Origin of the sequence: Segeticoccus rhizosphaerae (assembly GCF_005222685.1) — a bacterium.
Lineage (GTDB): Bacteria > Actinomycetota > Actinomycetes > Actinomycetales > Dermatophilaceae > Segeticoccus > Segeticoccus rhizosphaerae.
This window is the reverse complement of sequence record NZ_SWMA01000002.1, coordinates 1-25,849: the sequence shown is the minus strand read 5'-3', so window position 1 is coordinate 25,849 and position 25,849 is coordinate 1. Positions and strand designations below refer to the sequence as shown.

27 protein-coding genes and 1 pseudogene are annotated in these 25,849 nt (G+C 70.4%); 12 read left to right on the top strand and 16 right to left on the bottom strand.

What is annotated here, in order from left to right; translation table 11 throughout:
• Positions 1 to 38 precede the first annotated feature (38 nt).
• Positions 39 to 359 (bottom strand): DUF7455 domain-containing protein, encoded by a 321-nt coding sequence (locus tag FCN22_RS01635; protein WP_137119801.1) that lies wholly within the window; start codon positions 357 to 359, stop codon positions 39 to 41.
• Positions 360 to 660: 301 nt separating this feature from the next.
• Here FCN22_RS01635 and FCN22_RS01630 point away from each other — a divergent pair, with 301 nt between their 5' ends.
• Positions 661 to 1,506 carry a bifunctional methylenetetrahydrofolate dehydrogenase/methenyltetrahydrofolate cyclohydrolase gene (locus FCN22_RS01630; RefSeq protein ID WP_137119800.1) on the top strand — a complete coding sequence of 282 codons (846 nt, stop codon included), beginning with the start codon at positions 661 to 663 and terminating at the stop codon, positions 1,504 to 1,506.
• Positions 1,503 to 1,913: a DUF3017 domain-containing protein gene (locus FCN22_RS01625; protein ID WP_137119799.1), complete on the top strand. Its 411-nt coding sequence runs from the start codon at positions 1,503 to 1,505 to the stop codon at positions 1,911 to 1,913. Before FCN22_RS01630 ends, FCN22_RS01625 begins: the two co-directional genes overlap by 4 nt.
• 70 nt (positions 1,914 to 1,983) lie before the next feature.
• Here the strand turns inward: FCN22_RS01625 and FCN22_RS01620 are convergent, their stop codons facing one another.
• Positions 1,984 to 2,973 carry a malate dehydrogenase gene (locus tag FCN22_RS01620; protein WP_137119798.1) on the bottom strand — a complete coding sequence of 330 codons (990 nt, stop codon included), beginning with the start codon at positions 2,971 to 2,973 and terminating at the stop codon, positions 1,984 to 1,986.
• Between the two features lie 156 nt (positions 2,974 to 3,129).
• Positions 3,130 to 3,711 carry a TetR/AcrR family transcriptional regulator gene (locus tag FCN22_RS01615; RefSeq protein WP_202911342.1) on the bottom strand — a complete coding sequence of 194 codons (582 nt, stop codon included), beginning with the start codon at positions 3,709 to 3,711 and terminating at the stop codon, positions 3,130 to 3,132.
• Between the two features lie 139 nt (positions 3,712 to 3,850).
• Between FCN22_RS01615 and FCN22_RS01610 the strand changes: the two genes are divergently transcribed.
• Entirely contained in the window at positions 3,851 to 5,323 is a 1,473-nt protein-coding gene (locus FCN22_RS01610; RefSeq protein WP_137119796.1) for an MFS transporter, read from the top strand.
• Between the two features lie 81 nt (positions 5,324 to 5,404).
• Complete coding sequence (locus tag FCN22_RS01605; RefSeq protein WP_137119795.1) at positions 5,405 to 5,911, top strand: NUDIX hydrolase; 507 nt, start codon at positions 5,405 to 5,407, stop codon at positions 5,909 to 5,911.
• A 40-nt stretch (positions 5,912 to 5,951) separates the two neighbouring features.
• Here the strand turns inward: FCN22_RS01605 and FCN22_RS01600 are convergent, their stop codons facing one another.
• Positions 5,952 to 8,165, bottom strand: a complete 2,214-nt coding sequence (locus FCN22_RS01600) for an NADP-dependent isocitrate dehydrogenase (protein WP_137119794.1) — start codon at positions 8,163 to 8,165, stop codon at positions 5,952 to 5,954.
• A 111-nt stretch (positions 8,166 to 8,276) separates the two neighbouring features.
• The gene (gene soxR / locus FCN22_RS01595) at positions 8,277 to 8,744 is read right to left on the bottom strand and encodes a redox-sensitive transcriptional activator SoxR (RefSeq protein WP_202911341.1); all 468 of its coding nucleotides are present in this window, start codon (positions 8,742 to 8,744) and stop codon (positions 8,277 to 8,279) included.
• 81 nt (positions 8,745 to 8,825) lie between these two features.
• On the opposite strand from soxR, the gene tpx reads away from it, so the two are divergent.
• A complete protein-coding gene (gene tpx, locus FCN22_RS01590) occupies positions 8,826 to 9,320 on the top strand; it encodes a thiol peroxidase (RefSeq protein WP_137119793.1) in 495 nt (164 codons plus the stop codon).
• A gap of 90 nt (positions 9,321 to 9,410) precedes the next feature.
• Here tpx and FCN22_RS01585 read toward each other — a convergent pair whose 3' ends face one another.
• On the bottom strand, positions 9,411 to 10,928 hold the full coding sequence (locus FCN22_RS01585; RefSeq protein WP_137119792.1) for a S10 family peptidase: 1,518 nt from the start codon (positions 10,926 to 10,928) through the stop codon (positions 9,411 to 9,413).
• A 61-nt stretch (positions 10,929 to 10,989) separates the two neighbouring features.
• Between FCN22_RS01585 and FCN22_RS01580 the strand changes: the two genes are divergently transcribed.
• From FCN22_RS01580 to FCN22_RS01570, 3 genes are read left to right on the top strand one after another with little or no spacing between them, the layout of a single operon-like run.
• Positions 10,990 to 11,790, top strand: a complete 801-nt coding sequence (locus tag FCN22_RS01580) for an exodeoxyribonuclease III (RefSeq protein WP_137119791.1) — start codon at positions 10,990 to 10,992, stop codon at positions 11,788 to 11,790.
• A 38-nt stretch (positions 11,791 to 11,828) separates the two neighbouring features.
• Entirely contained in the window at positions 11,829 to 12,698 is an 870-nt protein-coding gene (locus FCN22_RS01575) for an HAD-IIA family hydrolase (protein ID WP_137119790.1), read from the top strand.
• Between the two features lie 7 nt (positions 12,699 to 12,705).
• A complete protein-coding gene (locus tag FCN22_RS01570) occupies positions 12,706 to 13,617 on the top strand; it encodes a helix-turn-helix domain-containing protein (RefSeq protein ID WP_137119789.1) in 912 nt (303 codons plus the stop codon).
• Positions 13,618 to 13,676: 59 nt separating this feature from the next.
• Here the strand turns inward: FCN22_RS01570 and galK are convergent, their stop codons facing one another.
• From galK to FCN22_RS01555, 3 genes are read right to left on the bottom strand one after another with little or no spacing between them, the layout of a single operon-like run.
• Complete coding sequence (galK, locus tag FCN22_RS01565; RefSeq protein ID WP_137119788.1) at positions 13,677 to 14,900, bottom strand: galactokinase; 1,224 nt, start codon at positions 14,898 to 14,900, stop codon at positions 13,677 to 13,679.
• Complete coding sequence (gene galT, locus FCN22_RS01560; RefSeq protein WP_202911340.1) at positions 14,893 to 16,050, bottom strand: galactose-1-phosphate uridylyltransferase; 1,158 nt, start codon at positions 16,048 to 16,050, stop codon at positions 14,893 to 14,895. The genes galK and galT overlap by 8 nt, the downstream gene beginning before the upstream one ends.
• A 5-nt stretch (positions 16,051 to 16,055) precedes the next feature.
• The gene (locus FCN22_RS01555; protein ID WP_137119786.1) at positions 16,056 to 16,847 is read right to left on the bottom strand and encodes a DeoR/GlpR family DNA-binding transcription regulator; all 792 of its coding nucleotides are present in this window, start codon (positions 16,845 to 16,847) and stop codon (positions 16,056 to 16,058) included.
• 260 nt (positions 16,848 to 17,107) lie between these two features.
• On the opposite strand from FCN22_RS01555, the gene trpS reads away from it, so the two are divergent.
• The 3 genes from trpS to FCN22_RS01540 are packed head-to-tail and all read left to right on the top strand — an operon-like array spanning position 17,108 to position 19,883.
• Positions 17,108 to 18,145, top strand: coding sequence for a tryptophan--tRNA ligase (gene trpS / locus FCN22_RS01550; RefSeq protein WP_137119785.1), 1,038 nt, complete (start codon positions 17,108 to 17,110; stop codon positions 18,143 to 18,145).
• A gap of 10 nt (positions 18,146 to 18,155) precedes the next feature.
• A complete protein-coding gene (locus FCN22_RS01545; RefSeq protein ID WP_137119784.1) occupies positions 18,156 to 18,683 on the top strand; it encodes a 2'-5' RNA ligase family protein in 528 nt (175 codons plus the stop codon).
• A 12-nt stretch (positions 18,684 to 18,695) separates the two neighbouring features.
• Positions 18,696 to 19,883 (top strand): YihY/virulence factor BrkB family protein, encoded by a 1,188-nt coding sequence (locus FCN22_RS01540; protein ID WP_137119783.1) that lies wholly within the window; start codon positions 18,696 to 18,698, stop codon positions 19,881 to 19,883.
• 47 nt (positions 19,884 to 19,930) lie between these two features.
• Here the strand turns inward: FCN22_RS01540 and FCN22_RS01535 are convergent, their stop codons facing one another.
• The 4 genes from FCN22_RS01535 to sdhC are packed head-to-tail and all read right to left on the bottom strand — an operon-like array spanning position 19,931 to position 23,393.
• Positions 19,931 to 20,692, bottom strand: coding sequence for a succinate dehydrogenase iron-sulfur subunit (locus FCN22_RS01535; protein ID WP_137119782.1), 762 nt, complete (start codon positions 20,690 to 20,692; stop codon positions 19,931 to 19,933).
• Complete coding sequence (sdhA, locus tag FCN22_RS01530) at positions 20,692 to 22,479, bottom strand: succinate dehydrogenase flavoprotein subunit (RefSeq protein ID WP_137119781.1); 1,788 nt, start codon at positions 22,477 to 22,479, stop codon at positions 20,692 to 20,694. Before sdhA ends, FCN22_RS01535 begins: the two co-directional genes overlap by 1 nt.
• 39 nt (positions 22,480 to 22,518) lie before the next feature.
• Positions 22,519 to 22,995 (bottom strand): succinate dehydrogenase hydrophobic membrane anchor subunit, encoded by a 477-nt coding sequence (locus FCN22_RS01525; protein ID WP_137119780.1) that lies wholly within the window; start codon positions 22,993 to 22,995, stop codon positions 22,519 to 22,521.
• 14 nt (positions 22,996 to 23,009) lie between these two features.
• Positions 23,010 to 23,393 (bottom strand): succinate dehydrogenase, cytochrome b556 subunit, encoded by a 384-nt coding sequence (gene sdhC, locus FCN22_RS22035; RefSeq protein ID WP_274381528.1) that lies wholly within the window; start codon positions 23,391 to 23,393, stop codon positions 23,010 to 23,012.
• 178 nt (positions 23,394 to 23,571) lie between these two features.
• Here sdhC and FCN22_RS01515 point away from each other — a divergent pair, with 178 nt between their 5' ends.
• On the top strand, positions 23,572 to 24,681 hold the full coding sequence (locus tag FCN22_RS01515; RefSeq protein WP_137119778.1) for a mannose-1-phosphate guanylyltransferase: 1,110 nt from the start codon (positions 23,572 to 23,574) through the stop codon (positions 24,679 to 24,681).
• A gap of 61 nt (positions 24,682 to 24,742) precedes the next feature.
• Here FCN22_RS01515 and FCN22_RS01510 read toward each other — a convergent pair whose 3' ends face one another.
• From FCN22_RS01510 to FCN22_RS22915, 3 genes and pseudogenes are all read right to left on the bottom strand, one after another.
• Complete coding sequence (locus FCN22_RS01510; RefSeq protein ID WP_137119777.1) at positions 24,743 to 25,321, bottom strand: hypothetical protein; 579 nt, start codon at positions 25,319 to 25,321, stop codon at positions 24,743 to 24,745.
• A 22-nt stretch (positions 25,322 to 25,343) separates the two neighbouring features.
• The gene (locus tag FCN22_RS01505) at positions 25,344 to 25,577 is read right to left on the bottom strand and encodes a hypothetical protein (protein WP_137119776.1); all 234 of its coding nucleotides are present in this window, start codon (positions 25,575 to 25,577) and stop codon (positions 25,344 to 25,346) included.
• Positions 25,578 to 25,712: 135 nt separating this feature from the next.
• Positions 25,713 to 25,849 (bottom strand): annotated as a pseudogene (locus FCN22_RS22915) (IS30 family transposase); the annotation flags it as partial.

Here is a 25,849-nt window from a genome sequence, read left to right as displayed (position 1 = left end):
TCGACGACGTCCGGAATCGCCCGCGAACAACGAGAGATTCAGCCCTGCGTCACGGCAGCGGGAGCCACGCGATCACGCTCGTCGTGCACGAAGGCGCCGGCCTCGAGCAGTCGGGGCTCGTGGGCGCGATAGTGGTGCCCGCGGAAGTACAACGGCCGGTCGACCCGGGGGATCCAGGCACGCACCAGTGCTTCGACACCGCAGGTTCCCGGACGCATCCGCCGTCCCTTGGCGTCCGGGACCGACCCGAGTGCGTCGCACCGGTCGTTCTTGGTCAACGGTCGGGTGGCCGCCAGCGGCAGCACCCTTCCGGTGCTCGGATCACGCAGGTCGGGGCGGTCGAGGGTGGGCGTGCTCATCGTGGTGTCCTGACTGGCTCGTGAGTCGACAAAAGGCCTACGAACGCTGCCCCGAGCGGCCAGCCGGGACAGTGACAGGCACAACGCCCGCCACTCGCGACAACGCCGCTCAACTGAGAATCATTCCCACGAGGCCTCGCGGTCCGAGCGGTCGAAGCACATGTCGATGCTCGCGCAGCCGTCGGCGCCAAGGGTGGTCGGGTTGGAGGCCGAGGTGATCGGGCCAGTAATGGACCACCGCCGGGCAGGCGGCGCCGACAGTCATCGTCCGTCGGGATCGGCCATGGCAGGATGAGGTCCCGTGACGGCAACTCTCCTGGACGGCAAGGCCACCCTCGCGACGATCAAGGCAGAGCTCAAGTCGCGCGTCGCCGAACTGCGGGAGCACGGAATCGTCCCGGGTCTTGGGACCGTGCTCGTGGGGGATGACCCGGGCAGCCGGTGGTACGTCGGTGCCAAGCACCGTGATTGCGAGGAGGTCGGCATCGCGAGCCTCCGCCGCGACCTACCCGCCACGTCCACCCAGGCGGAGGTCGAGGCGGTCGTCGACGAGCTCAACGCCGAGCCCGCGTGCACCGGGTTCCTCGTCCAGCAACCCACGGGACTCGACGAATTCGCCCTCCTCTCCCGCGTCGACCCGGCCAAGGACGTCGACGGCCTGCACCCGTTCAACCTCGGCTGTCTGGTGCTCGGCGAGACGGGGCCGCTGCCGTGCACCCCGATCGGCATCATCGAGCTGCTCCGCCGGTATGACGTGCCGCTCGCCGGCGCGCACGCCGTCGTCGTCGGTCGCGGACTCACCGTCGGTCGCCCCCTCGGCCTGCTCCTCAGCCGCAAGAGCGAGAACGCCACCGTCACGCTGTGCCACACAGGGACCCGCGACCTGCCGGGGCTCGTGCGGCAGGCCGACATCGTGGTTGCCGCAGCCGGGCAGCCGGGCCTCATCACCCCCGACATGGTCAAGCCCGGTGCCGCCGTCATCGACGTCGGCGTGTCCCGGGTCGACGGCAAGGTGGCCGGTGATCTGGCCGACGGCGTCGACGAGGTGGCTGGGTGGGTCTCGCCGAACCCCGGTGGGGTGGGGCCCATGACGCGAGCGATGTTGTTGACCAACGTGGTCGAGGCCGCCGAACGCCAGCGAGCATGAGCGACCGCCCGCTCGGGGTCTGGTGGGTGCTCGCTGCCGGACTCGTGGTGGGCCTGCTCCTCATCGCTGACGGCCACCTGCTGCGGGGTGGCTACGTCATCGCGGGCTCCCTTGCCCTGTCGGCGTTCTTGCGGCTGGTGCTTCCGCCTGCCGCCGCCGGCAGCCTGGCGGTGCGCTCGCGGGCGACCGACGTCGTGGTCATGCTCGCGCTGGCCGCGGTCCTGGCGGGAGTGCTCTCGGTCCTGGACATGCGCCCCCGCGGTCCGGGTTCGGTCAACGGCGCGGCAACAGCCGCGGCCCCCGCGGCATCGTCATCGACGTCTGGGATCGCACCCGGCGCAGCATTGCCGACCACCGCAGCGCAGTCGGCAACGCGGGCCCGGCCGCCCATCTCGCTGGAAGGCTGAGTCCCGCCGAGGCGACAGACGCGAAACGGCCCCGGCAGCTGGTGCTGCCGGGGCCGTCGTGTCGCGGCCGTCAGGAGAGCAGGCCGAGCTTGCTCACGGCGTCGCGCTCCTCGGTGAGCTCCTTGACCGACGCGTCGATGCGGGCGCGCGAGAAGTCATCGATCTCGAGCCCCTGCACGATCTGCCACTTCCCGTCCTCCACGGTCACCGGGAAGGAACAGATCAGCCCCTCCGGCACGTCGTACGAGCCGTCGGACGGCACCGACATGGAGACCCAGCGCCCGTCGGTGCCCAGCTGCCAGTCACGAGCGTGGTCGATGGTCGCCGACGCGGCGGAGGCGGCCGAGGAGGCGCCGCGCGCGTCGATGATCGCCGCGCCGCGCTTGGCGACGGTCGGGATGTAGGTCTCCTCGATCCAGGTCTGGTCGCCGACCGCCTCGACGGCGCCCCGGCCGCCGACCTCGGCGTGGAAGAGGTCGGGGTACATGGTCGAGGAGTGGTTGCCCCAGATCGACAGCTTGCTGATCTCGGTGACCGGCACGCCCAGCTTCTTGGCCAACTGGGCGGTCGCACGGTTGTGGTCGAGCCGGGTGAGCGCGGTGAACCGCTCGCGCGGGATGTCGGGCGCGTTGCTCATCGCGATCAGGGCGTTGGTGTTGGCCGGGTTGCCGGTGACGGTGACCTTGACGTCGTCCGCGGCGACTTCACTGAGCGCCTTGCCCTGCGGTGCGAAGATCCCGCCGTTGGCCTCGAGCAGGTCGCTGCGCTCCATGCCCGGGCCGCGGGGGCGGGCGCCGACCAGGAGCGCGTGGTTGACGCCCTCGAAGACCTTCTTGGGGTCGTCGCCGGTCTGGACACCGGCCAGGGTCGGGAACGCGCAGTCGTCCAGCTCCATGACGACGCCCTCGAGCGCCTTGAGGGCGGGCGTGATCTCGAGCAGACGCAGCTCGACCGGGGTGTCCGGGCCGAACAGGGCGCCGCTTGCGATGCGGAAGAGCAGGCTGTAGCCGATGTTGCCGGCGGCGCCGGTCACGGCGACCTTGATGGGTGTGGTGCTCACGGTGACGACCCCTTCAGGCGAATGAGTTTGGGTACGAAAGCGACGTTAGCAGCGTGTGCGCCAGCAGATCGGGGCGAGTCATCGGGACCGGGGCAGTCGTGAGAGGGGAGCGCTCCCTCGAGGGGCCGCTCGCCCCGCAACAGGAAGCAGTGGGACTCAGGCGCGCAGGCCGTCCAGCACGACCTCGACCATCCGCGCGGCCTGGTCGGGTTCGAGCGCGCCCATCATCGTGCAGCCGCCCACCAGGCGGGTGACGTCGGAGGCAGACACATCGGCCCGCACGACACCTGCCTGCTGCGCCCGCTCGAGCATCGTGGTCATCGCCGCGGAGACGGTCTCACGAGAGTGCGTCATGGTGGCGGAACCCTTGCCGATGGCGTCGAAGAGCTGTTGGAACAACGCGCGCTTGGACACGGCATACGCGCTGAACTCCGTGATCCAGGTGCGGAACGCGGACCAGACGTCGGCTTCGTCGGCCAGTTCCACGGCCCGGCCGGCGATCGCGTCGACATCGTTCCTGTAGATGGCCTCGAGCAGGTCGAGCCGGGTGGGAAAGCGGCGGTAGAGGGTGCCGATGCCGACGCCCGCGCGGCGGGCGACGTCCTCCAGCGGGGCGTCGGCGCCGTGCTCGACGAACTCCGCGCGGGCCGCCTCGATCAGCTTGGCCTGGTTGCGTTGCGCGTCGGCGCGCAGGGGGCGCTCCGTCGTCGCCGCGTCCGACGCCTTGGGCGTCACCACCTGGGGCACCTCCGTCATCTCGGTCCGAGAACGTGCTCGGAAATTCGTCGTCCGAAACCTCTTGCGAAGTGGAGGACGCCTCCGTATCGTAATGGAGGGCGCCTCCACTTACCGATGATACCTCGAAGGAACCACCTCAATGTCCTCTCAGACTAACCTCCTGCTGCGCGGCGCACCTGCGCCCGCGCAGCCTCGTCACAGCAAGACCGTGCTGCTCGCCGTCATCCTCGTCGCGCAGCTGATGGTGGTGCTCGACATGAGCATCGTCAACGTGGCGCTGCCCTCCATCCAGCAGGCCCTCGGTTTCACCTCGAGCGGCCTGTCCTGGGTGCTCAACGCCTATACGCTCGCCTTCGGCGGCCTGCTGCTGCTCGGAGCGCGGGCGGGTGACATCTTCGGACGTCGCCGCGTGTTCCTCGCCGGGGTCGCCGTCTTCAGCCTCGCCTCGCTCGCCGGCGGCCTCGCCACGGCGGGGTGGTGGCTGCTCGCGGCGCGCGGTGTGCAGGGCTTCGGCGCGGCCCTCGCCGCTCCGGCCGTCCTCGCGCTGCTGGCCTCGGAGTTCCCGGAGGGGCGTGAGCGCACCCGGGCCCTCGGGCTCTACAGCGCGGCCTCGGTCGGCGGCGCCGCCATCGGCCTGGTCGCGGGCGGCATGCTCGTCCAGTGGACGTCCTGGCGCTGGGTGATGTTCGTCAACGTGCCCGTCGGCCTCGGCCTGCTCGTCGCCGCCCTCGTCGTGGTGCGCAACAGCGCGCGGGCCGCCGGTCGCTTCGACCTCGGTGGCGCGATCAGCTCGACCGTCGGGATGACGGCCCTCGTCTACGGCTTCGTCCACGCGGCCTCGGACGGCTGGCAGAGCACGACAACACTCGCCTCGTTCGCCTTGGGCGCCGTGCTCATGGCGGCGTTCGTGCTGATCGAGCGGCGTGCCGCGATGCCGGTCGTGCCGCTCGGCCTGTTCGCCGACCGCGGGCGCGCCGGGGCCTACATCGGCCGGCTCCTGCTCGTGGCCGGGATGACAGGGATGTTCTTCTTCCTCACCCTGTTCCTGCAGGACGTGCTCGGCTACGGGCCGTTGACGACCGGTATGGCGTTCCTGCCGGTCACGGTGGCGCTGTTCACCTCCGCACAGTTCAGCGCGCGCGTGTGGGTGGAGCGGTTCGGCCCGCGACGGGTGATCCTGGCCGGTCTCGCGCTCTCCACGCTCAGCATGCTGTGGCTCTCCCGCCTCGGGGCCGGTGACTCCTACCTCGACGTGCTCGGTCCGCTCATCCTGTTCGGTGCTGGCAACGGTGCGGCCTTCGTGCCGCTCACCAGTGTGGGGCTCTCCGGGGTGCCTGCACAGCAGTCCGGCGCCGCGTCCGGCCTGATGAACGCCATGCAGCAAGTCGGCGGTTCGCTCGGTCTGGCCGTGCTCGTGACCGTCTTCGGCAGCGCGAGCCGCGGGGCCCAGGCCCTACCCGGTGCCGGTGCGGTGGCCCAGGCTCACCACGCGTTCGCGGTCGGGGCCGACCAGGCCTTCCTGGCCTCGGCGGGCCTGCTGGCGCTCACCCTGGTGATGATCGTCGTCCTGGTGCGGCAGCACCCCCGGGAGTCGCTCGACCTCGCCGCATGACCGCCTCCGGCACGCCCCTCCCGCCACCCGACGATGGGTGTCCGGGAGGGGCGTGCGCCGTCGGCCGATAGCGTCGGGGCCATGCCCGTCCCAGACTTTGTCCTGCGGTTGCGCTCGAAGATCGGGCACGACCTGCTGCCGATGTCGGGCGCAACCGGCGTCGTGCTCGACGGCGACCGGTTGCTGCTCGGCCGTCGCGCGGACACCGGGGGTTGGTCGCTGCCGAGCGGCATTCTCGAGCCCGGCGAGCAGCCCGCCACCGGCGTCCTGCGCGAGATCCTCGAGGAGACCGGTGTCGTGGCAGCCGTCGAGGCGCTGACCAGCACCCACGTGCAGCCGCCGGTGGTCTACCCGGGCGGCGACCGGGCGCAGTACCTCGACCTGACCTTCCGGTGCCGCTACGTGAGCGGGTTGGCGCACGTGGCCGACGACGAGTCGCTCGAGGTCGCGTGGTTCGACCTGTCCGGCCTGCCGGAGCTGTCGACCAGCTCTCGGTTCAAGCTCGACCGGGCGCTCGAGTTCACCGGCACGACCTGGTTCGAGGGCCTCGACGACCGGGTGGCGCCGGACACGGCACACCGATCCTGACGCGGTGCCGTCCTGACCGCCCTCGGCACCCCGAGCGGGGTCAGGAGGAGATCGTGGCCAGCGCTGCGTTCAGGGTCGCCGAGGGGCGCATGACCTCGGCGGCCTTGTCGGGGTCGGGGCGGTAGTAGCCGCCGATGTCGGCCGGATGGCCCTGGACGCTGATCAGCTCTTCGTTGATCCGGTCCTCGTCCCGGGCCAGCGCCGCAGCCAGCGGGGTGAACGCCTCGGCGAGCTGGGGGTCGGCGGTCTGTGCGGCGAGCTCCTGGGCCCAGTAGAGCGCCAGGTAGAAGTGGCTGCCGCGGTTGTCGATCTGGCCCACCTTGCGCGCCGGTGACTTGTTCTCGCTGAGCAGCGTCTCGGTGGCGCGGTCGAGGGCGTCTCCGAGGACGCGCGCGTGCGCGTTGCCGGCGCTCGCCTCGTGACGGAAGCTCTCGGCCAGCGCGAGGAACTCGCCCAGGCTGTCCCAGCGCAGGTAGTCCTCCGCCAGCAGCTGCTGGACGTGCTTGGGCGCGGACCCGCCGGCACCCGTCTCGAACAGTCCGCCGCCTGCCATCAGCGGGACGACCGACAGCATCTTGGCGCTGGTGCCCAGCTCGAGGATCGGGAACAGGTCGGTGTTGTAGTCGCGCAGCACGTTGCCGGTCACCGAGATGGTGTCCTCGCCGCGGCGGATGCGCTCGACCGACAGCTTGGTGGCCTCGACCGGCGACATGATGCTGATGTCGAGGCCCTCGGTGTCGTGGTCGGCGAGGTAGGTCTTGACCTTGTCAGTGAGGTTGGCGTCGTGTGCCCGCTCCGGGTCGAGCCAGAAGATCGCCGGGGTCTGTGACTCCCGCGCCCGGGTCACGGCCAGCTTGACCCAGTCGCGCACCGGGGCGTCCTTGGTCTGGCACGCACGCCAGATGTCACCGGGCGCGACCTCGTGCTCCATCAGCACCTCGCCCGCGCTGTCGACCACCTGGACGCGGCCCGACTCGTGGATCTCGAAGGTCTTGTCGTGGCTCCCGTACTCCTCCGCCTGCTGCGCCATCAGGCCGACGTTGGGCACCGAACCCATCGTCGTGGGGTCGAAGGCGCCGTGCTCCCTGCAGTCGTCGATGACGGCCTGGTAGACGCCCGCGTAGCAGCTGTCGGGAATGACGGCGAGCGTGTCGTGTTCCTCGCCGTCCGGGCCCCACATGTGACCGGAGGTCCGGATCATCGCCGGCATCGAGGCGTCGATGATGACGTCGCTCGGCACGTGGAGGTTGGTGATTCCCTTGTCGGAGTTGACCATCGCCAGCTTCGGGCCGTCGGCCAACCCCTTGTCGATCGCCGACCGGACGCCGTCGCGCACGTCTGCCGGCAGCGAGTCCAGGCCCGCGATGATCGAGCCCAGCCCGTTGCTGGGGGACAGCCCGGCGGCGGCCAGCTGCTCGCCATACTGCGTGAAGACCTCAGGCAGGAAGGCACGCACGACGTGGCCGAAGATGAGCGGGTCGGAGACCTTCATCATCGTCGCCTTCAGGTGCACCGAGAAGAGCACGTCGTCGGCCTTGGCGCGCGCGACCTGGTCCTTGAGGAACGCCTCGAGGGCGGCGGCGCGCATCACGGTGGCGTCGACGACCTCGCCCTGCAGGACGGGGATCTCCTTGAGCACGGTGGTGCCCGAGTCGGCGACGAGCTGGACGGTCAGGGTGTCGTCCTGGGGAAGGACGACGGACTGCTCGTTGTGCCGGAAGTCGTCGGCGTCCATGGTGGCGACGTCGGTGCGCGAGTCCTTGCTCCACGCACCCATCGAGTGGGGGTGCTTGCGCGCGTAGTTCTTCACGGCGGCGGGGGCGCGACGGTCCGAGTTGCCTTCGCGCAGCACCGGGTTGACCGCACTGCCCTTGACGCTGTCGTAGCGGGCGTGGGTGTCGCGCTCCTCGTCGGTCGTCGGCTCGTCCGGGTAGTCCGGAAGCTCGACGCCCTGGCCCTGGAGCTCGGCGATCGCGGCCTTGAGCTGGGGGAGCGATGCGGAGATGTTGGGCAGCTTGATGATGTTGGCCTCCGGCGTGGTGGCCAGCTGCCCCAGCTCGGCGAGCGAGTCGCCCACCCGCTGGTCCTCCGGCAGGCGGTCGCCGAACGCGGCGATGATGCGAGCGGCGAGGGAGATGTCGCGGGTCTCCACGTCGACGCCGGCCGTGGCCGCGAAGGACTGGACGACGGGCAGGAAGGAGTAGGTCGCCAGCATCGGCGCTTCGTCGGTGAGCGTGTAGATGATCTTGGCCATGAGCGGCTTACTCCTGTGCGTCGAGTGGTCGAGCGGGGTGATTGCTGGTGGCGCTCAGGCTATCGAACGGCTGCGGTGGACCGGCTCGGGCTCTGATCGCAGAGGCGAGAGTCATGCGGGGTCCGTCGTGAAGCCGTCGTCGGGAAAGAGGCGGCGTGAGCCCGAGCCCTCGGTGCCGAGGACGTCGTCGGGGTTGTAGAGCCTGCAGCTCTTCAGGGACAGGCAACCGCAGCCGATGCACCCCGTCAGGTCGTCGCGGAGCTTCTCCAGGTCGGCGATCCGCTGCTCGAGGAGCGGACGCCACCTGCGCGAGATGCGGCTCCACTCGGCCTTGTTCGGTGCCCGGTGCGGGTCGAGGTCGCGGAAGGCCTCGGTGATCTCGTGCAGGCTCAGCCCGACCCGCTGTGCCGCCCGGATGACCGCGATGCGCCGCACCACCGCGCGTTCGTAACGGCGGCGGTCGGCAGCCGTGCGCGTGCTGCTGATCAGGCCCAACGTCTCGTAGTAGCGCAGGGCCGACGGGGCCACGCCGGCGCGCCTGGCCACCTCGCCGATCGACAACAGGTTGCTCTTGTCCACACCTCGACCTCAAGTTCCCTTGATGTTACCGCGACCGGGCCACGCTAACGCAGCCCTGAGCGCACCGTGTAGAAATGACCCATGGCTACTACCGCACTCAAGGGATCCCCCGTCCGCACCGTTGGCGAGCCGCCTGCCATCGGGACCAAGGCGCCGGACTACACCCTCACCGGCACGGACCTCGGCGAGGTCTCGTCCGCGGACGTCACGGGTCGCACCGTCCTCAACATCTTCCCCAGCATCGACACCGGGGTCTGCGCGGCGAGCGTGCGCCGCTTCAACGAGCTCGCCGCCAGCCTCGACAACACCACGGTCGTCTGCGTGTCCAAGGACCTGCCCTTCGCCCAGGCCCGCTTCTGCGGCGCGGAGGGCATCGACGACGTCGTGGTCGGGTCCGACTTCCGCTCGGACTTCGGCGAGAAGTATGGCGTGACGATGGCCGACGGGGCGATGCGCGGCCTCCTCGCCCGGGTCGTCATCGTGCTCGACGTGGACGGCACGGTGACCTACACCGAGGCGGTCCCCGAGATCGGCCAGGAGCCCGACTACGACGCCGCCATCGCCGCCCTCGGCTGAGCTCCCTGCCCTTGCTCGCGCCACGCCGCTCGGGGGCGGGTCAACCGCGGTGCACGCTGAGCACGGCGGGGTGACCGGGGCACTGGCGAGTCACACCTGGTGGCAGGCCCGACGGACGAACTCGGCCAGATCGGCGGACTGACGCACGCGTGACGGCTGGTGCACGTACATCATGTGGCCGGCCTCGTAGTAGGCGTGCTCGATGTTCGACTGCAACTGCGGGGGGATCTTCAGGTGCGCCAGCACCTCCTCCGCTCCTCGATGCGGCGTTGCCCCGTCGTAGTAGCCGTAGGCGACGTGCACGAGCAGGTGCGGGTTGGCGCGCATCGCCCGCTCGAGCTTGGCCCGCACGTCGACCGACTTCCCCTCGAACTCCTTGAAGGACCAGGGGTGCACCCTCTCGCTCGACAGCTCGTAGGGCAGGTTGCTGGCGTAGCCGAGCTCGTCGTGGACGTAGTGCCCCCAGGCCGCGGCAAACGGCCCCACCAGTGCGTCCATCGAGCAGTCGGCCTCCATGTTCTCGGCGATCCGGCTGGCAGCGGGCCCGCTGAACCGCCCGTCCAGGCGTCCGACCACGCGGCCCTCGGCGCGCAACAGCTCGGTGAAGTAGCGCCAGTGCTCGATCCGCAGGTCCGCCCGGTCGACGTAGTCCTCGGAGAGCCCGGTCAGGCGGGCCAGCGTCGAGATCGCCTCCGCGCGCTCCTCGGCGGTGAGCCGGTTGCCGCGCGACAGCACCCACGGGTAGTCGCGGTCGGCATACGCCTCGGCCTCGGCGAGGACCGTGCGTAGCGCCTTGCGCCCGTGCTTGCCGTGGTAGTGCGCGATGGCGGCATAGGTGGGCAGGTAGTTGACGCACGCCTGGTCGTTGTTGTCCCAGAAGTCGATGGTGCCGATGTCGAGGACGCTCGAGATCAGCATGAGCCCGTTGAGGTAGAGGCCGTAGCGGCTCTGCAGTCGCTCGGCCAGGGCCGCGGCGCGCAGCGTGCCGTAGGACTCGCCGGCCAGCAGCTTGGGCGACATCCACCGTCCGTTGCGCGTGGTCCACAGCCGGATCACCTCGGCCACGGACTCGATGTCGGGCTGGTAGCCGTGGTAGTCGGCGGGCTTGCCGCCCTCGACCGCACGTGAGTACCCGGTTGACACCGGATCGATGAAGACGAGGTCACTCACGGCCAGCAGTGACTCGGCGTTGTCGACGAGCCCGTATGGGGGAGCAGCCAATTCACCGACATCACCCATCACCACTCGACGCGGGCCGAGCAGGCCGAGGTGCAGCCAGACCGATGCCGACCCCGGACCACCGTTGAAGGCGAAGGTCACGGGCCGCTTCGTCGCGTCCTTGGCGCCCTCGCCCTCGAGGACGTAGGAGGTGACGAAGACCTCTGCCTTGGGCCTGTGGCCGCGGAAGACGCCGTCCTCGTAGACCTCGTCGCGCAGCACGAGGCGGCCGGCGGTGGCGCTGTAGCGGAACGTCCGGCGACCGACCTTGAGGGTATGCCGGGTGGTCACCAGATCGTCGGCCGGAGCCGGCGGCGCAGGCTCCTTCGTCGTGGTCTCCTCCACCTTCGAGTCGGCTTCGGTGCGCTGGGGAGTTGTCGGTTCGGCCATCCCGCGACGATAGCCGCACCCCGGCGGCCCTCGGTGGCAGTGGGATCGGGACAATGGCGCCATGCGGCTCATCAGTGCGAACGTCAACGGGATCCGGGCCGCCGTGCGTCGCGGTGGGCTCGACTGGCTGGCCGAGGCGCGACCCGACGCCCTCTGTCTGCAGGAGGTGCGCGCGAGCGACGAGCAGCTCGCGAAGGCGTTGCATGGCAGTGCGTTCCAGGACTGGCAGGTGACGCACGCGGCGTGCTCGTCGGCCGGCCGGGCCGGGGTCGCGGTGCTGACCCCACGGTCACCGACCCGCGTCCAACGCGAGCTCGACGACCTCGGCTTCTCCGACTGCGGGCGCTGGGTCGAGGCCGACGTCAGTCTCGGCGGGGTCGTCGTCACCCTCGTGTCCGTCTACGTCCACACCGGGGAGGCCGGGACCGGGCGCCAGGACGAGAAGTACGCCTTCCTCGAGGCGATGAGCTCGCGGATGAAGCAGCTCGGGTCGGACGGGCGGCTCACGGTGGTGACCGGTGACCTCAACGTGGCCCACCGGCAGGTCGACCTGAAGAACTGGAAGGGCAACCTGGGCAGGTCCGGGTTCCTGCCGCAGGAGCAGGCCTACCTCGATGGGTGGCTCGGCGCGGGCTGGGTCGACGTCACCCGTCGGTCGGCCGGCGACGTCGAGGGCCCCTACACGTGGTGGTCCTGGCGGGGCAAGGCCTTCGACAACGACACGGGGTGGCGCATCGACTACCAGCTCGCGACCGAGCCGCTCGCCCAGCTGGTGACGGCCACGTCGGTGGGTCGGGCCGACAGCTACGCGCAGCGGTGGAGCGACCACGCCGCCGTGCTGGTCGACTACGAGCTGCACTGAGCGGGCCGTTCCGGGGCCGGACGGTGCAGGATGGGGCCATGACGAACCGCAGGCCGGTGGAGTGCTGGCTGACCGACATGGACGGCGTGCTCGTGCGCGAGGACCGGGCGATCGACGGCGCGCCCGAGTTCATCGGGCGGCTCATGGAGATAGGCCGACGCTTCCTGGTGCTCACCAACAACTCGATCTACACACCGCGCGACCTGCGCGCCCGGTTGTCCGCCAGCGGGATCGACATCCCGGAGGAGGCCATCTGGACCTCGGCACTGGCGACTGCGCAGTTCCTCGAGGAGCAGCGCCCCGGAGGCAGCGCGTTCGTGGTCGGGGAGGCTGGCCTCATCACGGCGCTGCACGACATCGGCTACACGATGACCGACCGCAACCCCGACTACGTCGTGCTCGGAGAGACCCGGACCTACTCGTTCGAGGCGATCACCCGCGCGATCCGGCTGGTCGAGGGCGGTGCGCGGTTCATCGCCACCAACCCGGATCCGTCAGGCCCCTCGCCGGCGGGCTCGCTGCCGGCCACCGGCGCCGTCGCCGCGCTGATCAGCCGCGCGACCCAGGTGGACCCCTACTTCGTGGGCAAGCCCAACCCGTTGATGATGCGCAGCGCGCTCAACCAGATCTCGGCCCACTCCGAGACGACGGTCATGGTCGGCGACCGCATGGACACGGATGTCATCAGCGGCCTCGAGGCCGGACTGCGCACCGTCCTCGTGCTCACCGGGTCCACGCGCGCGGAGCAGGTCGAGCGATTCCCCTTCCGGCCGACGCGGGTGGTCGACTCGGTCGCCGACCTCATCCCCCTGATCGACGAGTTGTCCCCGCCGGCCGGAGAGCCGGCCCCTACCGACGGCCCTGGTGCGCAAGATCGATCAAGCCCGGCGCGCGCGCCCGCCCGATGATCGTGCCATGACACCAGGCAGCGACACCTTCACCGCCTTCGTGGACGTCCTCGCCGCGGCGCTGGACGACCACGACGCCGACGGTGCGGATCTCGCGGCCCGTCTGCACCTGTCGCGGTTCCACCTCGACCGGGTCGTCTCGGGCGTCTGCGGTGAGCCGCCGGCGAGGTTTCGCCGACGCATCCTGCTGGAGCGGGCGGCATACCGGCTCATCACGACCCGGCGGACCATCCTCGACGTCGCCGTCGAGGCGGGCTACACCTCACACGAGGCGTTCACCCGCGCGTTCACCCGGGCGTACGGGATCGGGCCGGCCGCCTGGCGGCTGCACCCGACCCGCACCCAGCTCGAGGCGCCCAGCGACGTGCACTTCCATCCACCCGGCAGCCTGCGGCTGCCTGCACGAACGAAGGTGAGCTCCATGGACCTGTTGACCAAGATGGTCGAGCACCACGTCTGGCTCGTCGGCGAGATGGTCTCTCGCGCGGCGACATTGAGCGATGAGCAGCTGGACGCGCCGATCGAGGTCTCGGTGGACGAAGACCGGCAGACGTTGCGGTCCTTGCTGTCCCGGCTGGTCGGCCAGATGGCGATGTGGAACGCCGCGCTGGCGAGCCGCGACTACGACTGGTCGCTCGAGGAGCACGAGAGCGTCACCTCGATGCGGCGCAGGCTGGCGCAGGACGGGCCGACCTACCTGGCGCACGTGCGCGAGGTCGTCGACGGCAACCGCCTCGACGACACCTTCGTCGACGCCCTGTGCGAACCGGCGGAGGTGTTCACGTATGGCGGGATGATCGCCCACGTGCTGACCTTCGCCGCCCATCGCCGCACCCTGGTGGCGCTCGCGCTCGACCGGGCCGGCGTCACCGACCTGGGCTGGGGAGACCCGATGCGCTGGGTCGCCGAACCGGCCTGACCGACGAGCCGACCGTCCCACGAACGTGCGATCCGGCGCGTTGACCGGTGTCGACCGGGTCAGCCGTCGCGCCGGGCCGGCCCTGCAGCCTGCACCGGGAAGCACTGGGGTGCACGGAAATCCGCGTGGGCGAACGCCTCCGTCACCGCTTCGGTCACCACCGCGAGCCGATCCGCGGGCACGACGGCGATCGCCGAGCCGCCGAAACCACCGCCCGTCATGCGCGAGCCGAGCGCGCCGTGTCTCCGAGCGGTCTCGACGGCGAGATCCAGCTCTGCGCAGGAGATCTCGAAGTCGTCGCGCATCGATGCGTGCGACTCGTCGAACAGCACACCGACAGCGGCGAAGTCGTCGGCGCGCAGGGCCGTGACCGTGTCACGCACACGCTGGATCTCGGTGACGACGTGGCGGGCACGCCGACGGGTCACGTCATCGTCCAACCGGGGGAGCGCACGGTCGAGCGAGTCGGCCGGCACCTCGCGCAGGCTTCTCACGCCCAGGTCGTGGGCGGCCCGCTCGCAGGACTGCCGCCTCGCGGCGTACTGCCCGTCGACGAGGGCGTGCCGGGCACGGGTGTCCATCACGAGCAGCACCAACCCGTGGGCCGGAAGGTCGAAGGGAACCTGCTGCGTCGAGCCGTCGCGGCAGTCGAGCAGCAGCGCGTGGGCCGGCGTGCAGCGCAGCGCCGCGGACTGGTCCATGCCGCCGGTCGGCGCCTGCGCGACGACGTTCTCGGCGTCCCGGCAGGCCGACGCCAGCTCGGCGCGGCCGGTGTCGTGCTCGACGAGGCCGAGAGTGAACAGATCGGAGCAGGCCACTGCCACGGCACATTCGAGGGCCGCCGAACTCGACAGCCCCGCGCCGAGCGGCACGCGTCCATCGACGACCAGGTCCAGTCCGCCGACGTCGTGGCGGCGGCGAGCCAGCGCCCACGGCACGCCGGCGGCGTAGGCCCCCCAGCCCTGAGGGGCTCCCGCTGCGACGTCGTCCAGCCCCAGGTCGTAGCCCCTCGGCTCCTGCAGCGAGGCAAGCGTGAGCCGGCGGTCGGTGCGGCGCCGCGCAGCGACGAGGGTCCGCTGCGGGATCGCGATCGGCAGGCACAGGCCAGCGTTGTAGTCCGTGTGCTCGCCGATGAGGTTGACCCGGCCGGGCGCCGACCAGACCCCCTCTGGATCGGCGCCGTGCAGTTCCCGGAACCGCGCCGCCACCAGCGCCGCCGCCTGGGCCGCGGCCGCGGTTTCGGGGTCAACCGCCGCGTCGGCCCCGGTCGGTGACTCATTCACCGCCGACCTCGCGCAGCCGGGCGGCCACGGCCTCGGGCGCCACGTCGTTGATCCAGGCGCCCACCCCCGACTCCGAGCCGGCGAGGTACTTCAGCTTGCCGGGGGCGCGCATCACCGACATCACCTGCAGGTGCAGGCGCGACACGTCCCGCCCCTCGTGGACCGGCGCCTGGTGCCAGCCCGCGATGTAGGGCAGCGGGATCGGCGCGCCGTCCCGGGCGACGAAGTAGCGGTCGAGTCGGCGCAGCAGGTCGAGGTAGACCGCGGCCAGCTCCCCGCGCTCCTCGTCGTCCAGCGCGACCAGGTCGGGCACGTCACGGTGGGGGACGAGGTGGACCTCGACCGGCCACCGGGCGGCATACGGGACATAGGCGGTCCAGTGCTCGCCGGACAGCACGACGCGCGAACCGGCGGCCCGCTCGGCGGCCAGCACGTCGGCACCGAGGAGGCGACCGGTCCTGCGGTGGTGGTCGGTGGCGCGCTCGAGCAGCAGCCGGCTGCGCGTCGGCACGAAGGGGTAGGCGTAGATCTGTCCGTGCGGGTGGTGCAGCGTCACGCCGATCTCGGGTCCGCGGTTCTCGAAGCAGAAGACGTGCGCGACCCCGCGCATCGCGGAGAGCTCGCGGGTGCGGTCGACCCAGGCCTCGACGAGGGTGCGCGCGCGAGAGGGGGTGAGGGACGAAAAGCTCGCGTCATGCTCGGAGGTGAAGCAGACCACCTCACATCGGCCGTATGCCGGTGACTCACCCTCCGGGGGATGCTCGGCGCCCGACGGGTCACCCGCCACGGTGGAGAAGGAGGGGAAACGGTTCTCGAAGACCACGACGTCGTAGTCGTGCGCAGGGATCTCGCTGGGCACCGTCCCTCGCCCCGTCGGGCACAGCGGGCACTCGTCCTTGGGCGGCAGGAAGGTCCGCCCCTGCCGGTGCCCGGCGATGGCCACCCAGTCGCCGGTGAGCGCGTCGCGGCGCATCGTGCCTGCGGCAGCCCGCGGGCCCAGGGCGCGCTCGTCCGGCTGAGAGCGCTCGGCGGCTCCGGACAGCCAGGGCTCGGTGTCGTCGAAGTAGATCAGCTCGCGACCGTCGGCCAGCACGGACGGGGTGCGGCGCACCGTCGGCGACAGCAGCGTGGATCGCGAGGTGCCAGCCATGCCACTCATGCGCTTGCGTGGTCCGACTGCGGCGCCACGACCAGCTGGCCGACCTGCTGGCTCACGGTGCGGCGTGCCTCGGGGCTCAGGTCGGCGTCGGTGACGAGCACGTCCACCTCGTCGAGCGTGGCGATGGTGCACAGCCCGATGACGCCCCACTTGCTGTGGTCGGCCACCACGACGACGCGGCGCGCGGCGGACATCAGCGCGCGGTTGGTCGCTCCCTCGACGAGATTCGGCGTGGTCAGCCCGGCGTGCTCGTCGATGCCATGGACCCCCAGGATGAGGGTGTCGACGTGAAGGGTGGCGAGGGCGGCGTCGGCGACGGGTCCGACGAGCGCGTCGCTGGGTGTGCGCACGCCACCGGTGAGGACGACCTGGTAGTCGTCGCGGGCGGGGTCGTGCAGCAGCTCCGCCACGTGGGGGGAGTTGGTGACCACGGTGAGGCCGGGCAACGTGCGCAGCTCGTGGGCCACGGCATACGTCGTCGTGCCGGCCGATATCGCGACCGAGGCCCCGGGCTTGATCAAAGCGGCGGCGGCGCGTGCGATGGCGGACTTCTCGACGGGGTTCATCTCCGACTTCACCTGGAAGCCCGGTTCGTCGGCGCTGCGATCGGTGACGGCGGTGGCGCCCCCGTGGACCTTGACGACCAGGCCGCGCTCGGCGAGGGCCTCGATGTCGCGCCGCACGGTCATGTCGGAGACCCCGAGGATCTCGACCAGCTCCGAGACCCGGGCACCCCCGTGACGATCGACCTCCCGGAGGATGCGTTCCTGACGTTGCCGTGCCAGCACGACGCCTCCTCGAGGACCGTCCTCTCACCGGGACCGGTCGATCCCGCGACATAATCAAACACCTCCGCGCACGTCCGCGCTACCCGCGTCCCGAGTTGCCGAAGCAGGGGACGCAAGAACCGACACGATCGCTCACGAGGGCGCAGCTAGCGAGCCCCGGTGTGGAGCGGCCGCGCCACCAGAACGCGCGATGCGCCCGTGAGGCCCCCGCAGAGACCTCCGCCTGTCCCGGCTGTGGGCGACCTGACAGAATGGCGCGCATGCCTGAGCACGACATCGCCGCGTCCAGCAGCGGCCGACCCCGGCTGCTGTCCGGGATGCAGCCCACGCAGGACTCGCTCCACCTCGGCAACTATCTGGGGGCCCTGCAGAACTGGGTCAAGATGCAGGAGACCCACGACGCGTTCTACTGCGTCGTCGACCTGCACGCCATCACCGTCGCGGTGGAGCCGGCGAGGCTGCGCCAGCGCACCCGGGTCACGGCCGCGCAGTACCTCGCGGCCGGCATCGACCCCGAGCGAGCCACCGTCTTCGTGCAGAGCCACGTCCCCGAGCACGCCGAGCTGACCTGGGTGCTGTCGTGCATCACCGGCTTCGGTGAGGCGAGCCGGATGACCCAGTTCAAGGACAAGTCGAGCCGGCACGGCACCGAGGGCACGACCGTCGGGCTGTTCACCTACCCGGTGCTGATGGCCGCCGACATCCTTCTCTACGACGCCGCGCAGGTGCCGGTCGGCGAGGACCAACGCCAACACCTGGAGCTGACGCGCGACCTCGCCCAGCGGTTCAACGGCCGCTACGGCGAGACGCTCGTCGTGCCCGAGCCGCACATCGTCAGGGCCACGGCCAAGATCCAGGACCTGCAGGACCCGGCGGCCAAGATGAGCAAGTCCGCGGCCAGCCAGGCCGGGGTGATCGACCTGCTCGAGGACCCGAAGGTCGTGGCCAAGCGGATCCGCTCCGCGGTCACCGACACCGGCCGCGAGGTCCGGTTCGACGAGGAGACCAAGCCGGGGGTGTCCAACCTGTTGCGCATCCACTCGGCCCTGTCCGGCCGATCGGTCGCCGAGCTGGAGGCGGCCTTCGAGGGCAAGGGCTACGGCGACCTCAAGAAGGACGTGGCCGACGTCGTGCTGGAGGTGCTCACCCCCTTCCGTGACCGCACCAACGAGCTGCTCAGCGATCCCGCCGAGCTCGACCGACTCCTCGCCGAGGGCGCCGACCGGGCCCGTGCCGTCGCCAGCCAGACCCTGGCGCGGGTCTACGACAAGGTCGGGTTCCTGCCCGGCAAGCGCTGAACGGCCCACGATGCCCACGATCGGCGTCTCGCTGCCCATTCCGCAGCCCTACGCCAAGGAGCTGCAGGAGTGCCGGCGATCCTTCGGCGACCCGCTGGCCGACGCGATCCCGACCCACGTGACCCTTCTGCCGCCGACGGAGGTCGCCACCGAGGCGATGCCCTCCGTCCACGCCCACCTCGCCTCGGCCGCAGCCGCGGCCCGTCCGTTCGACATGATCCTGCGGGGGACCGGGACCTTCCGTCCCGTGTCACCGGTGGTCTTCGTCCAGGTGGCTCGCGGGATACCCGCGTGCGAGCGGCTCGAGCACGCAGTCCGAAGGGGCCCGCTCGACCGGGAGCTGAGCTTTCCCTACCACCCCCACGTCACCGTCGCGCACGGTGTGCCCGACGAGGCCCTCGACCGCGCCTTCGATGAGCTCGCGACATACAGTTGCTCGTTCGACGTGCACGGGTTCGATCTCTATGAGCACGGAGTGGACCTGGTATGGAGGTCGGTGGCGACGTACGACTTCGGAGTCGCCGCAGCGGAGCACTAGGAGGGGACGAGGATGAACCGCCTGAAAGCGCTGGTCGCCCGACTGCAGCGGACACGTCCTTGGCGGGCGTGGAAGCGCTACGGCGACGCGCACGGCAACGTGCTGGCCGGTGGGGTCGGCTACTTCGCCTTCTTCTCGGTCTTCCCGGCCGTCGCGCTGGCCTTCGCCGTCTTCGGTTTCGTCCTGCGCGGGCACCCCGACCTGTTGAACACCGTCTTCGACGCGCTGCGGGAGCAGTTGCCGGGGATGATCAAGGACCCGAACAACCCCGGCGCCGGAGGCATCATCCCCGCCAAGGCACCCGGGGCCGACGCCCTGACCATCACCGGCATCATCGCGCTGGTCACCCTGTTGATCTCCGGGATGGGCTGGCTGGGTGCGATGCGCACCGGCATCCGCGCGGTGTTCGGAGCCGACGACACCCCGGGCAACTTCATCACCGACAAGCTGCGCGACCTCGGGGTGATGCTCTCGCTCGGCCTGGGGATCGCGCTGTCCGGCATCTTCACCAGCGTGGCCAGCTCGCTCATCAGGTGGGTCGCCGGGCTGGTCGGGTTCGCAGGGGCCTCGTGGCTGCTGCAGGCCGGTGTGCTCGTCCTCAGTGCGCTCGCGGACACCGGTCTGATGATCCTGTTGCTGCGGGCCCTGTCCGGCGTGCCGGTGGGCACGCGGGGGCTGTTCCAGGGTGCGCTGATCGGGGGAGTGGGCCTGACCGTGATGAAGGCCTTCGCCGGTCAGCTGATCAGCCACGCCACGAGCAACCCGCTGACGGCCAGCCTCGGCATCGTCGTCGGGCTGTTGTTCTGGCTCAACCTGATGTCACGGCTCACGTTGCTGTCGGCGGCCTGGGCAGCCAACGACCTCGAGGTCGCCACGGCCCGCGATTCCGCGACCGCGGAGGCGGACGACGCGGCACCCGAGGGTGCCGCTGTCCACGGCGCAAACCCCGGTGCCACGGGGGACGGGTCCACGGTCCGGGCCGGCGTACCGGTGGGACCTGCGCGGCACACCGCGGCCGGCATCCCCCTGCGGCCCAAGGTCGGGCCGCGCTCGGTGCCGGTCTCGCCCACTTTCGCGAAGCGGGAGAGCGACCGGGCCAGCCTGGCGGCCGGTGCGGTCCTCGGAGCCACCGGTGCCCTCGCGGTCGGCTCGGTCGGCCGGTTGGCCCGGACCGTGGTGGACGTCGTGCGCCGCCGCTGACCCGCCGCGCGCCGCCCCCCGACTCCACGCCGGGATGACTCCTCGCGTCAGACGCGGCGGGTGATGATGGCGCGCTTGACCTCGGCGATGGCCTTGGTGACCTCGATGCCGCGGGGGCAGGCCTCGGTGCAGTTGAAGACCGTGCGGCAGCGCCACACGCCCTCCTTGTCGTTGAGGATCTGCAGCCTCTGGTCGCCCGCCTCGTCCCGGCTGTCGAAGATGAACCGGTGCGCGTTGACGATCGCGGCGGGCCCGAAGTACTGACCGTCGTTCCAGAAGACCGGGCAGCTGCTCGTGCACGCGGCGCACAGGATGCACTTGGTGGTGTCGTCGAAGCGGTCCTTGTCGGCCTGGCTCTGGATGCGCTCGTGGGTCGGCTCGTGGCCGGTGGTCACCAGGAACGGCATGATCTCGCGGTAGGAGTCGAAGAACGGCTCCATGTCGACGATCAGGTCCTTCTCGACCGGCAGGCCCTTGATCGGCTCGATCGTGATCGGCTTGTCCGGGTTGACGTCCTTGACGAGGGTCTTGCAGGCCAGCCGGTTCTTGCCGTTGATGCGCATCGCGTCCGAACCGCACACCCCGTGGGCGCAGGAGCGGCGGAAGGACAAGGAGCCGTCCATGTCCCACTTGATCGTGTGCAGGGCGTCCAGGACGCGGTCGGTGCCGTGCACCGTGACCTCGTAGTCCTCGTAGTGCGACTCGGTGTCGAACTCAGGGTTGTAGCGCTCGATCCGCAGCGTGATCTGGAACGTGGGGACCTCGACCGCCTCGGCGATCGGCTTCTTGCTGGGTGCGTCGACGCTCATCAGTACTTGCGCTCCATCGGCTGGTAGCGGGTCACCTTGACCGGCTTGTAGTCGAGCCGGACCTTGTCGGTGAAGATGGACACCCCGCGCTGCTCGTTCGCGCCGAGCGGCGTGCGGTAGGCCATCGTGTGGACCATGAAGTTCTCGTCGTCCCGCTTGGTGAAGTCCTCACGGAAGTGTCCGCCGCGCGACTCCTTGCGGGCCAGGGCGCCCAGGACGACGACCTCGGCGAGCTCGATCAGGAAGCCGAGCTCCACCGCCTCGAGCAGGTCGAGGTTGTAGCGCTTGCCCTTGTCCTGCACGACGACGTGCTGGTAGCGCTCCTTGAGCTGCTGCACCACCTCGAGGGCCTCGGTCATCGACTCCTCGGTGCGGAAGACCTGCACGTCGCGGTCCATGGTCTCCTGCAGCGTCCGGCGCAGGTCGGCCACCCGCTCGCCCTGCGCCCGGCCGCGGATGTCCTCGAGCAGGTTGAGGGTGTGTTGCTCGGGGCTGTCCGGCATCTCGACCCAGGGGGCGTCCTGGGCGAACTTCGCCGCCGCGATGCCGGCCCGGCGCCCGAAGACGTTGATGTCGAGCAGGCTGTTGGTGCCGAGGCGGTTCGCGCCGTGGACGCTGACGCACGCGACCTCTCCCGCGGCATACAGGCCGGGAACCGTCTCGGTGTTGTTGCGCAGCACCTCGGCGTCGGTGTTGGTCGGCACGCCGCCCATCGCGTAGTGCGCCGTCGGGTAGACGGGGATGGGCTCGGTGTAGGGCTCGACGCCGAGGTAGGTGCGGGCGAACTCGGTGATGTCCGGCAGCTTCGCGTCGATGTGGGCCGGCTCGAGGTGGGTGAGGTCGAGCAGCACGTAGTCCCGGTTCGGACCGCAACCGCGGCCCTCCCGGACCTCGTTGGCCATCGAGCGCGCGACGATGTCGCGGGGCGCGAGGTCCTTGATGGTGGGTGCGTAACGCTCCATGAAGCGCTCGCCCTCGGAGTTGCGCAGGATGCCGCCCTCGCCGCGCGCCGCCTCCGACAGCAGGATGCCGAGCCCGGCCAGGCCGGTCGGGTGGAACTGGAAGAACTCGAGGTCCTCGAGGGGGAGCCCGCGCCGGAAGGCGATGCCCATGCCGTCACCGGTCAGCGTGTGTGCGTTGGACGTGGTCTTGAAGACCTTGCCCGCACCCCCGGTGGCGAGCACGACCGCCTTGGCCCGGAAGGAGTGGATCTCCCCAGTGGCCAGCTCGTAGGCGATGACCCCCGCGACGGCCGGTTCGCCGCCGTGGGCCTCGCTCTCGGCGAGGACCAGGTCGAGGACGTAGAACTCGTTGTAGAACTCGACGCCCTGTTTGACGCAGTTCTGGTAGAGCGTCTGCAGGATCATGTGACCGGTGCGGTCCGCCGCATAGCAGGAGCGGCGCACGGCGGCCTCACCGTGGTTGCGGGTGTGCCCGCCGAACCGGCGCTGGTCGATCCGGCCCTCAGGGGTGCGGTTGAACGGCAGCCCCATCTTCTCCAGGTCGATGACGGCCTTGATGGCCTCGCGGCACATGATCTCTGCGGCGTCCTGGTCGACGATGTAGTCGCCGCCCTTGACCGTGTCGAAGGTGTGCCACTCCCAGTTGTCCTCCTCGACGTTGGACAGCGCGGCGCACATGCCGCCCTGGGCCGCACCGGTGTGCGAGCGGGTGGGGTAGAGCTTGGTGAGGACCGCGGTCCGGGCCCGCCCGGACGACTCGAGGGCGGCCCGCATGCCGGCGCCTCCGGCACCGACGATCACGACGTCATACTGGTGTGTCTGCATGCTCTCAATGCCTCACTTGGCTCAGGTCGCTCGGGTGGCTCAACGGCCGGTGCACTGCTGCAACGTGGAGTTCGGGTCGATGCACGGGTCGAAGGTGAAGATCACCAGGGTCCCCAGCACCATCACGAGGAGTGCGGACAGGAACAGCAGCGTCTTGAGGACCAGCCGCGTCGAGTCCCGCTCGGTGTAGTCGTTGATGATGGTCCGCACGCCGTTGACGCCGTGCAGCTCGGCGAGCCACAGCATCAGCAGGTCCCAGAACTGCCAGAACGGGCTGCTCCACTTGCCGGCCACGAAAGCGAAGTCGACCCCCTTGATGCCGTCGCCGGTCATCAGGTTGACGAAGAGGTGGCCGAAGACCAGGACGAGCAGCAGCACGCCCGAAGCGCGCATGAACAGCCAGGACCACAGCTCGAAGTTGCCGCGGCTGTGGGTGCGGCGCTCGTAGGGGGACTTCGTCGTCAGGTCGGTGACGACCGGGCCACGGTTGGAGTCGGCCGAGGTGGTGGTGCTCATGGGGACCAGTCCTTTCAGCCGAAGACGTGGGAGAGGTGGCGCCAGATGAAGGGGCCCATCGTGACGACCCAGAGGCCCACGACGACCCAGAACAGCCTGCGCTGGTTGCGGGTCGCCCAGGTGTTGGTGTCGACCAGGATGATGCGGATGCCGTTGTAGGCGTGGAAGACGACCGCCGCGACCAGACCGATCTCGCCGAACGCGACGACCGGGTTCTGGTAGGTACCGATGACCGTGTTGTAGGCCTCGGGGGAGACGCGCACGAGGGCGGTGTCCAGCACGTGGGCGAAGAGGAAGAAGAAGATGAGTACGCCGGCGATGCGGTGGGCGACCCACGACCACATGCCCTCTCGGCCCCGGTACAACGAGCCGGAGGCGGCCTTTGGCTGCACTGCCACGGTGCGTCCCTTTCCTGCGAGACGAAGGACGACCACGGTCCTCTCGCGGGGACGGTGTCGTCCGGATCGGCACAATGCTAGTGATGGGTCGGCCGCCACCGGCCCCGGGGTGGTCTCGCGTCCGTCAGTTGTGAGCAACGACTCACTGCGTCGTATGCCGTGCGCTACCGTTTCCGGCATGCCTGAGACGACGTCGGTCCGAGACCTCGAGGGGTTCTGGGCGGTCATCCCGGCGGGGGGTGCCGGCACGCGGCTGTGGCCGTTGTCCCGGGCCTCCTCACCGAAGTTCCTGCACGACCTGACGGGCACCGGACGCTCGCTGCTGCAGGACACGTGCGACCGGCTGGCGCCGTTGGTGGGCGGCAACCTGTTCGTCGTGACCGGGGCGCGGCACGCCGACGCGGTGCGGTCGCAGCTGCCCGGCCTGGCGCCCGAGGACCTCGTCGCCGAACCGTCCCCCCGCGACAGCATGCCGGCCATCGGTCTGGCCGCGGCGCTGCTCGAACGACGCGATCCCGAGGCGGTCATCGGGTCGTTCGCGGCCGACCACGTGATCGGCGAGCCGGAGGCGTTCCGTGGGTGTGTGCGGGAGGCGGTCGCGGTGGCCCGCACCGGCTACCTCGTGACGATCGGGATCGAGCCGGCCTACCCGGCGACCGGCTTCGGATACATCCACGTCGGCGACGGCCTGACCGTGCGTGGAGCGCCGCACGCGCGCCAGGTGTCGTCCTTCGTGGAGAAACCCGATGCCGAAACGGCTCGTGAATACCTCGAGACCGGTGAATACCGCTGGAACGCAGGAATGTTCGTGGTCAAGGCGAGCGTCTTGCTCGAGCTGCTCGCGCGCTACCAGCCGGACCTCGCCCAGGGGCTGCGCGACATCGCCAGCGACCCGGCGCGGCTCGACGAGCTCTGGCCCTCGCTCACCAAGATCGCGATCGACCACGCGGTGGCCGAGCCTGCTGCTGCGCAGGGCCGGGTGGCCGTGGTCCCGGGCACGTTCAGTTGGGACGACGTGGGCGACTTCGCTTCTCTCGCCGCGCTGCTCGCCGACACCGACGACGTGCCGGGCCTGAAGGTCCTCGGCGATCGCGACCTGGTGATCGCCCAGGACTCGACGGGGGTCGTGGCACCACGCTCGGGCCGGACCGTGGTCACCCTCGGCCTGGACGACGTGGTCGTCGTCGACACCCCGGACGCCCTGCTGGTGACCACCCGCGAACGGGCGCAGGACGTGAAGTCCGTGGTCGACATACTGCACCGGTCCGGCCGCACCGACCTGACCTGACCCGCCCGGCCCCGCCCCCGGCCACCCCAGTCCCTCCCGAGCCAGGGCGGCCGGAAGCGGGTCAGCAGCAGCGGGAGCGGATCGCGATGTCGGGCAACGGTCGGCCGTGGAGCTTCGCCGCGGTCTGTTCGACGTCGCGTAGGAACGACTCGCCGGTGTCGTAGAGCGTCTGCGGGGTGACGCCAAGGACCACGACACCCGCCCTCGTCAGGTCGGTGTCGGCCTCGACCGTGCGCTGCCAGTACTCCTCGCGCGCGTGGTAAGTGCGCGAATGCACCTGTATGGCGAGCGCCACCTCCCGCACGTAGCCGTCCGGGACGCGCACGGAACCGCCCGGCAGCACCAGCCTCGTGTTGAGGCAGACATGCGGCAGGACGTTGCTGCCGTCGAAGAGCTCGCCGAGCACCGCCTCGGGCCTCGACCATGCGCCGCGCTCGAAGGCGGCCACGCCCTGGGATACGCCCAGGGTGTGGTTGCGGCGGGCGTAACGCGGCTCGCGGTGGACGTCCCTCGGGCGGGTGAGCCCCTGCTGGAGGACCGCGAGGGTCAGGGCCATCTGGTCCTCGGTGTCGGGGATCTCCCAGGACGCCGCGTCAAGGAGGCACCGCGAGGGCGTCGTGACGGGGATGGCAGCACACACGCGATAGGTGGCGAAGGCGCGGTCAGAGCGCCGGACGTGCGTCTCCTCGTGTCGCTTGGGCCAGTCGCGGGTAGACCAGCTGCCAGGTGTGAGCGAGTCGATGTCGCACCGCCTTGGGGCGCCAACCCCTGTCACGCAGTTGGCGGCGCGTCGCGAGTCCGACCTGGCCCGGCACCCGGGGGAACTCGCGCTCGTGAGGTTGCCGCCCCTGGTCGGCGGTCGGTGCTGCGTCGCTGGCAGGCGGCCTGGTCGTCATACCGCTCACTCTGGTCCCGGCGACCGGTGGTGGTGCTCCCGCAGCGGTCCCCGTGGATGGGGCGATGACGGGCCGACCCCTTGGGGACAACCGTCCGTCCCGTGTGGAATCTTCGCGAGGTTTGGTGCGGCGGATTCAAGCGGTGGGTGCAACACCGTGTGGATCTGACTGTTCCGACAGTAGTTGGTCGAGGGCTTCGGCGGGGGTGCGCCAGCCGAGGCGTTTGCGGGGCCGGTCGTTGAGCTCGGCGGCGACCATGTCCAGGTAGCCCG